Here is a 720-nt window from a genome sequence, read left to right on the forward strand (position 1 = left end):
CATGAACGCCACGTCGACAGCGCAGCGCGGGAAACGATCGCGCGAGGACGGCCCGATCCTGCTCCTGGGCGGGCGCAGTGAGATCGGCCTCGACCTCGCCGCGCGTCTCGCGCCCGGCCGGACGGTCGTCCTCGCAGCGCGGGCACGTCCCGGCGCCGCAGACGGTCTCGGCGAGGAGGTGGCGCGCATGCGCGCGGCGGGCGCCGCGAGCGTCGACACCGTGGCATTCGACGCCGACGATCTCGACACCCATGCGGCGACGCTGGCGGAGGTCGTGGAGCGGCACGGCCCGCTCGGCACCGTGATCCTGGCCTTTGGCATCCTCGGCGATCAAGCCGCCGCGGAGGCCGATCCGGCGCACGCGGTCCACATCGTCCACACCGACTACGTCGCGCAGGTTTCGATCCTCGGCCATCTCGCCTGCCTCATGCGTGCGCGCGGCGCAGGCGAGATCGTGGTGTTCTCGTCGGTCGCGGGTGCGCGGGTGCGGCGCGCGAACTACGTGTACGGATCGGCGAAGGCCGGTCTCGACGGCTTCGCGTCCGGGCTCGCCGACGCGCTGCGCGGGACGGGCGTGCACCTGCTGATCGCGCGCCCGGGGTTCGTGATCGGACGCATGACGGAAGGCATGCCGCCGGCGCCGTTCTCGAGCACACCCGCTCAGGTCGCGGACGCCGTCGCCGAGGGCCTGCGACGGCGTCGCACCGTCGTCTGGATCCC

The 720-nt window shown here is 73.5% G+C and carries 1 protein-coding gene; it reads left to right on the plus strand.

The genetic code is table 11. From position 1 onward, the window contains the following. Nucleotide 1 precedes the first annotated feature (1 nt). On the plus strand, nt 2-720 hold a 719-nt coding region (locus HCA44_RS20690), incomplete at its 3' end, for an SDR family NAD(P)-dependent oxidoreductase (protein WP_169651214.1).

The organism is Rhodococcus sp. HNM0569, assembly GCF_012726205.1.
Taxonomy (GTDB): Bacteria; Actinomycetota; Actinomycetes; order Mycobacteriales; family Mycobacteriaceae; genus Rhodococcus_F.